The sequence below is a fragment of the Methyloglobulus sp. genome, from assembly GCF_040079455.1.
Classification (GTDB): Bacteria; Pseudomonadota; Gammaproteobacteria; order Methylococcales; family Methylomonadaceae; genus Methyloglobulus.
This window is the reverse complement of the sequence record NZ_JBEBKJ010000109.1, coordinates 1-8,214: the sequence shown is the minus strand read 5'-3', so window position 1 is coordinate 8,214 and position 8,214 is coordinate 1. Positions and strand designations below refer to the sequence as shown.

Sequence of the window (8,214 nt, the reverse complement as noted above, 5' to 3'; positions counted from 1 at the left end):
AGCCGTTATGGGTGGCTACCTTTTACATGAGGTAGTTTGCTTACCCGCGCGACGGGCTATGTTAGCCCGTTGCTCACGTTTTGCTGACAGGTGGCGGTTGATCCACATCAAAACCCACAAACGGGGCAAATGCCCCGTCTGGCTTGCTGAAGCAAGTGCTAAAGCTGTTATTTTTTAGGATTTCTTACCCGCGCGACGGGCTATGTTAGCCCGTTGCTCACGTTTTGCTGACAGGTGGCGGTTTGAGCGACATCAAAACCCAAAAACGGGGCAACATGCCCCGTCTGGCTTGCTGTTTGCTAAAATTGTGGCTTTTGGACGGCAAATGTTAACTCGTGTGTGCAAGTATTGGCATGACTACTTTTATTAAAACGTCTGATAGCTGTTATTTTTTAGGATTTTCACTGGGGTGAAATTTCTGCTTATGCAATTTATCTTCATACTCTTGGGCTATCGTTTCAAACCCAACATTATTAATTTGCAAGATTGGTTCGGCATCCATCAATGTATCGACGATGCCTTTGTTTTTGCAACTTTGATAACTAGCAATGACTTCTTTTGTCCCTTCATACAGCTTGATATTTTTGCTTTCGCAAGCTTTTAGCTCAGTTGCGGTAAATTGTTGGGTAGTTTTTAAACTGCCGTGTTCGGCGGTTAACTGGTTTTTAGCTTGGTTTAAGGCGTTGTATTTATCTATCACTTCGTGCAGTCTTACTGTGGTGCTTTCCAAACGGCTACGAATTTCATCGGCGTTGCTTTTTTGCGCGGCTATTTCGCTGTTAAGCTTTTTTTCTTTAACTTCAAAAGCGGTTTTAGCTTTTTTCTCTTGCTCCAAATCCTTTTTTGCCTGGGTAAGATCAGCAAGCATTTTTGTGCTTTCCGCGTTTAGCCGATCCCGGTCTGCCGTGACATCCTGAATCATCATCTGTAGCTTTTTAATGGTTTTAGCGCTACCGTTTTCCTTGGCGGCATTCACAGACTGAATTGGCAATAAACACATCGCCAACACACAAATTAGAAATGGTTTCATTTGATGACTCCTTGGGCGCTTAAAACTTGGCATTAAGGTCTAGCTGTAAAACATCATTGCCGTATGTAGGTCCGGTAATGACATCAGTGCTTAACCACCTGCCGGTAAACCAAAGGTTTTTCATCAAGCCAAAGTTGCCGCCGATTACCCAGCCTTTGGCATTGGTGCCGCCCAAATGAAAATCAGAATCCGTAAAGCCATCCAGCACGGCATCGCGTTCTACATATTTATATAATGCAAATACATTCCATTTTCCGGCTCTATCCACTTTAGGCCAGCCGAAATCCATCCGGACTTGCCAAGCGTTGGTTTCCTCGTCTACAATTTTGTCGTCGTTTAAGTTATTACTTCCAAGAACCTTGCTATACCTATAGTTATTGACAGTTTGCTTATCAAAGCCGACGTTTTTAGCAAAATCCGCTCCAAAAATTACGTGATAAGGGGCGAATTTGGCGAGATCATAAGAAAGGTTAACATTGATGATGTTGTAATCAGATGCCAATCCATATTGTCGGGGGTTCCCATCACCCACAGGATCTTTACTTTCACCTTGAGTAGTAAGTCCTTCACATATCCCTGTGAGCGTGTTGCCAAACTGCAAAAACTGCGGCACTGAAAGATTATTTTGCGCTGTATTTTTATCGCAATCCCCAATGGCACTAGAATTTGGCTTTGCCTGAATATTGATATAGTCATAGTAAGAAATACCTACCTTCAAAGCATCTTGGTTTTCAAAGCCCCAATCCAGCCCGACTTGTCCACCCATCAGCCATTTGCCGCTGGAACTGAGTTCGGTTTCCTGCAACGGAAAGGCACCAGCGGTAGCATATACCTTACGGGAATCATCGTGTTTATCCAGCACACTTTTGGAACTGCCTAAGCTGTGCCGCGCCGTCATTGCAAAGCCTTCAAAGGATAAATCGGTATCCCACACCAACTCGCTGCCACCGGTGAATTCGCCGCCGCCTACATACCAAGGGTTAGCAATGCGTCCACCAGCCAAGGTTAGCCATTTAAAACCCTCGTCATTCACGGCATCGTATTTTAAATATGCGCGGTCAACATTAAAATTATATTGGTTGCCGGTATTGCCCAAGGATTGATTAGTCGATACGGGATCAGGCTGGTTACCCGTCGCTAGCCGAATACCCGCCTTTAAATTATCGGTAATTTTGGCATCAATCGCCAATCTGACGCGCTCACGAAAACGGTGGCGATCTTTAGTGGTATTAATAAAATCGTTGATACCCGTCCGACCACCACGAGAATTAATCTCTTGGTAATTTAGGTATTGTTCCTCTGCATTATCCCCCGACATAAAATCATTCTGCGAACGCAAGCGCATATCGCCAGATAGCGTAAATCGGTTAATCCAATCCGGTAAGGCATCAGGTATGCCCCATTTTTCGTTTTTGGCTTTTTGCATCACATCACCGACCACTTCCTCGCGCAGTTCCGTGCGAACCTGCTGGCGAATTTCATCTTTAACAAATTGCGGCACGTAAGGCACCCTGACTTCGCCAGGTTCTGGCGCTTCCGCTGCTGGTTCAGTGGTTGCTATTTGTTCGGCTTGTTGTTGAACCTGACTTTCAGCATCCGCTTCGGCTTTTTTAATCATGTCCTCAGCCACTTTACCAGTCAGCACACCTTGCTTAACCAACTCTTTGATAAGATTGGTCGTCGTATTACGCAATTTGAGTAGCTCCTCTTTTTCACCTGCTTGCACCACACCAACTAGGCTACACAGCGTTAAGACTAGCAGCCGGTTTTTATTATCCATTTTTTTACCTGACGTATTTAAATTCTTGAGGTGATTTTCAGCTTAATCGGTTGTTCCATTCCGGGTGGTGGCGGCTCATTGATTTTTCTATATTTACTGATCAACTTTTCTATCAAGCCATCAATCTGTGCATCGTTACTGCCTTTGGACACTTCAAATCGCTTGATACTGCCGTCAGCTTCAACCCACAGCTTAATGACAGCGGTGTATCCTTTCCGGCGTAAATCTTCATTTTCTGAAAGAATGGCCTGTATATCTTTGGAAGCCATCTTGCCATACCAGGCGAAAGGACTTCCGCCACCACCGCCAAATAAGCCTTTGCCGCCTTTGTGAGCAGCCAAGCCAAAGCTGTCTGAGCCAGCCGTTCCTTCTGCATCCAAACCCAAGTCTCCGGGTGGGGGCTCATCGGCAACATCTGGAAGCTCTTCCTGCTCAGGCTCAGGTTCAGCTGGTTTCTCTATTTCCGGCTCAGGTTCTGGCGGTTTTTCAATTTTAGGTGGCGGTGGCGGAGGTGGCGGCGGTTTCATGACAGAAATAGCTTGGATCTTGCGTTCTTTTTTTTCAGGTTTGTCCTTGATAGAACTAATAAAATGGATAATAAAACCAACCAAAATAATAAGCATGATTCCACCCGCAATGCTCGGAAGATGATTCCGAAAACGTTGTTTTGTTGTCATTCGCGCGTGAAGAATTATTTAACAAGATTTTGTGTAACCAAACCGATTTGGGTAATATCCAACTTACCCAATAAGGCAAGCACATCCACTATCTTGACGTATTGCACAGCGGCATCGCCCTTGATGACAACGGGTAAGGCAGGATTGACCGCTTTATATTGTTGCAACGTAGATTCCAGTTGCTCCATCGTCACAGGAAAGGTATCCAGATAAACTGTACCGTCGGCGGTGATAGTGATGGCTTTCGTTTGCGGCTTGGCAAGGCTTGGCGCATCACTAGCTTTCGGCAAATTGACCGTTATACCTTGCACAGAAACCGTTGCCATCAGGATAAATACAATCAGCAATACATAAGCCAAATCCAACATGGGCGTGACGTTGATTTCGTCATACGCGGCATTGTCATCTTGTACTTTCATCTCACATTTCTCTTTCTATTGTTGGTCAGGGTGATGCCAATCAGGTATGTTGCTCGGCCAGTTTTGCCACAAACTCATCGACGAAAACATGCATATCTGCCGTAATAATTTTTATCCGACTGCCTAAATAGTTGTAACCAAATAATGCGGGAATGGCGACGATTAGGCCTGCAACGGTTGCAACCAATGCTGCCGCAATACCGGGGGCAATCGCATTCACGTTGATTTCGCCGCTGGCTGCAATCGCCGCAAAAGTAATCATTACCCCAACGACTGTGCCTAGCAAACCAAGGAATGGGCCACCACTGATGGCAATCGTCAACAACACCATTTGGGCGTTGAGCTTTTGTAATTCCCTAACCACCACCGCATCCATTGATGCCCTCACCGCAGCCATAGAGGCTGCCGTCAAAATTTGTGGCGAAGCGACATCAGCACCTACTGCTTTCATGAATCGCTTATTCATTTCTTCAACACCGACATGATAGATGCGGTAAATTGATGAGCCCGTAAAAGTGCCGTGATGATTCGACAAGGAAAACAATAGCGGCGATTTAGCTAAGTCTTCATCATCAGCTTCATCCGCTTGTGCGTTCAAAGTGGCAATATCTTGCGTACCCAACTTACTGAAGGCTTGCTCGAATTTTCTATTTTCACCATGTGTCCGGTTAATCACGATAGCCTTAACAACCATCACCATCCAACTAATCAGGCACATAACACCCAAAATGCCGATAATGACCCAGCCATCGACGGTAACATTATTCAAGGTCGAGACCACATAAGATTCGCCACCTTCTTCGCTGTCCGGCGTAGCATCGTCGCCATAAGTTAAGAGTGCCGATCCTGCTCCCTGCATTAGCACATCAAATTTTATGGCATTCACATCGCGGGCGATCTTGTAGATGGCTAGCTGATCCATTGAACCGGAAAAACCTCTGCCGCCAGAAGCGTCGGCACCAACAGTTATTTCGTTTGTGAGTTCTGCCAGCTTTACCGGAAAAGCACCTGCGGCAACGCCATCCAAATACAATGTCAAATTATCGGCTGTGGCGGTAACTGCCAAGTGATGCCAAGCACCTGGAGTAATAGCAGCCTGACCAGCGAACTCTTGCTTGCCGCCTGAATCATCAGTAACTTCCAGCATCGGTGTTTGTTCTTTTATAGAAAGCGTTAAGCTACTGACCGGCCCCGTCCTTTGTAGCAAAACCGTATTTTGTTGTGCTTGATCAATTTTTACCCAGGCAGAAGCCGTCCAGCCCGTTGTAGAAGCCATCAACAGGGAAGGCTTTGCTGGCACACGGATAATTTGACTGCCCTGAAATACCGCAGCACCAGCAATCAAGCCGCCTTCACTGTTGGTAGTGGTCGCTTCGGTGGGATTATTTGCGTTGGCGGTAACATCCTTAACCTCCTTTGCATCGAATTGATAACTCAATACCTGGCTGACGTCATAAGAACCTGGGGCATCTTCACCGCCCACGGCCTCAGCATTACCAAAATAGATCCAGAGCGCAGGCTCAGGAGAGGCAGTAACTTCTTTGGACAATTTAACCCAAACCAGTGCCATCTCATTAACGGGATCGAGTTTTTCGATATAAAACTTAAGCGGGGTTACTTCATCGCCTGCAAGAATGCGAATATCTTTGCCTTTATCCGCTAATTCTGCAAACGATAAAAAATTGCCGGTATGCAAGCGGATTAAAGCAAAAGCACCTTCCGGCGCAGTAATGCCGTCCTGCTTTAGCTTAGCCATATCCAGCGTAATTTTTTTCTTGAAACTCCAGTCTTCGTTCCACCATGCCGAAGCAAGTGATGGCATAAGCACTAACAGGAGCAATAAAAAACTTAAACGTTTCATTTTTTTCAATCGGGTAGCAACTAAAAAGTTGTGACGAGTATCACAGAAATTCATGACAGTTTTATGACAGAGGTGATTTAATTTGGCTATTTTCGCAAAACTTAAATGACGTGTCTGCGCTTTCACGCGGGACGGGGTGTCCCTAACGTTTTCACAAAACTTAAATGACGTGGCTGCGCTTAATCAACCTGAAACCTACAGACGGGGCAACATGCCCCGTCTGGCTGTGCAAGCTTGGACTGAATTTAATGGATGCGCTTTGCTTATCCATCCTACGACTGCCCCACGTCTCACGCGGGACGGGGTTTGAAACCCCGTCCCTAACGTTTTCACAAAACTTAAATGACGTGGCTGCGTTTAATCAACCTGAAACCTACAGACGGGGCAACATGCCCCGTCTGGCTGAGAGCACGCTTTTTACTACAAAAAACCAGCTACACCCCATGCATATTTTGTAAGGCGGGGGGGGAACAGAACAGGGAGAACAAGGAGGGCTGAATATAGGGTACCGGAAGAGTTAGTGAAATAGCTGTCAGGTTTAATTTGGGAGCAAATACTGGCAATTAATAATCTTTTATTCTCGGATATGAGAGGCCTGTTTTTAATATAGCATAACGCAACTTCCCAATCTGTGTATGGGTGTGTTTTTGGCCAGACGGCGTTGAGAGTCGTCGGCTCTAAACCATCCACTTTAATAAAGCGGTATTGGCCAGTCGTGTACTTTCCTCCTTGTCTAGTATAAATATCATTCCGAAATATTTCTGGAAAGTTAATATTGAATGTGCTTTGGTAACCGATCGCCCATTTAGGTGTTCCGCTCATCGTAAATGATGAACCCAAGATATCCACACCTTGGTTAAGTTCAGACAAACACTCTGCCACGCCACTTGCGGTAGGCATTTCATGATACCTACTTTTGCTTGCGACAGTAGTCGGTTTACTGCCCTGACAGTCAGGAACGCCAACGGCCTGGCACACCCTTTTTGCGGTGACTGCCTTGGCTCCTGAATTATTAGTTCCGCCACAAGCATGCAAATTTGCAGCGCCTGGTAAGGCCGGTAAACGTGAGCCAGGGACACTGGCGGCGACACCAACCCTAATAAGATTAGTAATCTGCGTTTTGGTCAGGGTTGGCATGCAAGCCAAACTTTCTCTGCCATTTACAGCGCCGCCCACTAATTTACAAGCGGCAGCAGGAAATTGCACATTTTGTAAAGCATCACGAAATGCCGTATTAAGCACCACACCAAAGACCTGTATACCAATGGGTTTTGTATATATTGTATATATTCTCTGCATCTCAGCGAATGTGAGTAACCCCAACGGTAGGCGGTAATCAGAAACAGCAAAATCCGGTCTTGCCAAAATTGAATTACCTAATTCATCATATCTGCACGTCAGTGTCAAAACGTTAGGATTAGGACTTGTAGTGTTCAGATTGCGAACCCACTCTTTAACACGGTATGAAAAGTTTGTAAGGTAGTTATCGTAATTACTAGAAAGTCTTACTGGAAAAAACATACTGCCGGCAACAGGTGCGCTACACCTCTGATTCGGATATGTCATACCGTGCTCATCAATCCTCAAAAAACGGACAGGCAAATTTGAAACCACGGACTTAACACCCGATACTGTCTCCCCCAAGCTACGGGTGTACACGAGTAAATAGTCTTTACGATTATCATGAGACCTTAAAGATGGGTTAAATCTGTTTATGGCACATAAATAGGCGTTTTGGTTCTTGCCACTATCGTTGTCCTGATATTTGTAGACTTTTGAGTTGGGAAGGCACAAATTGCCTAACGGGTATGGGTGTGGTGGGAGCCACCGAGCAGTAAGCATTCTCTCTAAGAGCATATTTATTGATGAGGAGCCTGTTACATAAAGCTTTAAGACCCTGGAGTATGTATCATCAACCCCCCCAATGCCTATGTTCGGCTTACCTTGGGCATCAACGGGTATTTCCGCCTTCGCCGCCCCCGCAAATAATGCAACCAAAATGACCGCGCCTGTTAATAAGGTTTTCATGGTGTTTCCTCGTTTTAAGGTTTAGTAAATTACATCGCTCTTAGTTGGATAGGGCTTATTGCCTTGCCCACAGGGTTTTGGGGTGATTAAACTGCAACCCATTGAAGATGGCGGCGATATCCTGCCCCGCGTGAAATACTGGACTTAAAGCGTATCTTAAGTATGGAAAACCAGCATCCCAAGCCGAGTGTGTTCCTGATATATTAATTTTTGATGACAATTGCAACTATTTTAAAATATTCTGCCATTTATCCTTAAGTAGGATGGATAAGCGAAGCGTACTTGTGCCCTTAGGTATACTCCACGCGGGACGGGGTTTGAAACCTGTCTCTTGATCACATTTTGCTTTAGAAATAGACTATACCCTATTAATAACCATAGGTTTTGTAGTAAGCATGATTCCAATAGACGAACTAGGG

6 protein-coding genes are annotated in these 8,214 nt (G+C 45.4%); all 6 read right to left on the bottom strand.

Features of this window, described 5'->3' with window-relative positions:
* Positions 1-385: 385 nt before the first annotated feature.
* A complete protein-coding gene (locus tag ABL924_RS16855) occupies positions 386-1,030 on the bottom strand; it encodes a hypothetical protein (protein ID WP_349028261.1) in 645 nt (214 codons plus the stop codon).
* 19 nt (positions 1,031-1,049) lie between these two features.
* Positions 1,050-2,810: a putative porin gene (locus ABL924_RS16850; RefSeq protein WP_349028260.1), complete on the bottom strand. Its 1,761-nt coding sequence runs from the start codon at positions 2,808-2,810 to the stop codon at positions 1,050-1,052.
* A 17-nt stretch (positions 2,811-2,827) separates the two neighbouring features.
* Positions 2,828-3,487, bottom strand: coding sequence for a TonB C-terminal domain-containing protein (locus ABL924_RS16845; RefSeq protein WP_349028259.1), 660 nt, complete (start codon positions 3,485-3,487; stop codon positions 2,828-2,830).
* Between the two features lie 14 nt (positions 3,488-3,501).
* Complete coding sequence (locus ABL924_RS16840) at positions 3,502-3,906, bottom strand: biopolymer transporter ExbD (protein WP_349020548.1); 405 nt, start codon at positions 3,904-3,906, stop codon at positions 3,502-3,504.
* A 40-nt stretch (positions 3,907-3,946) separates the two neighbouring features.
* A complete protein-coding gene (locus ABL924_RS16835) occupies positions 3,947-5,767 on the bottom strand; it encodes a DUF2341 domain-containing protein (RefSeq protein WP_349028258.1) in 1,821 nt (606 codons plus the stop codon).
* Positions 5,768-6,187: 420 nt separating this feature from the next.
* Positions 6,188-7,795, bottom strand: coding sequence for a hypothetical protein (locus ABL924_RS16830; protein WP_349028257.1), 1,608 nt, complete (start codon positions 7,793-7,795; stop codon positions 6,188-6,190).
* Between the last annotated feature and the right edge of the window lie 419 nt (positions 7,796-8,214).

What these genes read in the sequence shown, in the direction of transcription:
- ABL924_RS16855 (WP_349028261.1), bottom strand. Translation starts at nt 1,030, where the DNA reads ATGAAACCATTTCTAATTTGTGTGTTGGCGATGTGTTTATTGCCAATT.
- ABL924_RS16850 (WP_349028260.1), bottom strand. Translation starts at nt 2,810, where the DNA reads ATGGATAATAAAAACCGGCTGCTAGTCTTAACGCTGTGTAGCCTAGTT.
- ABL924_RS16845 (WP_349028259.1), bottom strand. Translation starts at nt 3,487, where the DNA reads ATGACAACAAAACAACGTTTTCGGAATCATCTTCCGAGCATTGCGGGT.
- ABL924_RS16840 (WP_349020548.1), bottom strand. Translation starts at nt 3,906, where the DNA reads ATGAAAGTACAAGATGACAATGCCGCGTATGACGAAATCAACGTCACG.
- ABL924_RS16835 (WP_349028258.1), bottom strand. Translation starts at nt 5,767, where the DNA reads ATGAAACGTTTAAGTTTTTTATTGCTCCTGTTAGTGCTTATGCCATCA.
- ABL924_RS16830 (WP_349028257.1), bottom strand. Translation starts at nt 7,795, where the DNA reads ATGAAAACCTTATTAACAGGCGCGGTCATTTTGGTTGCATTATTTGCG.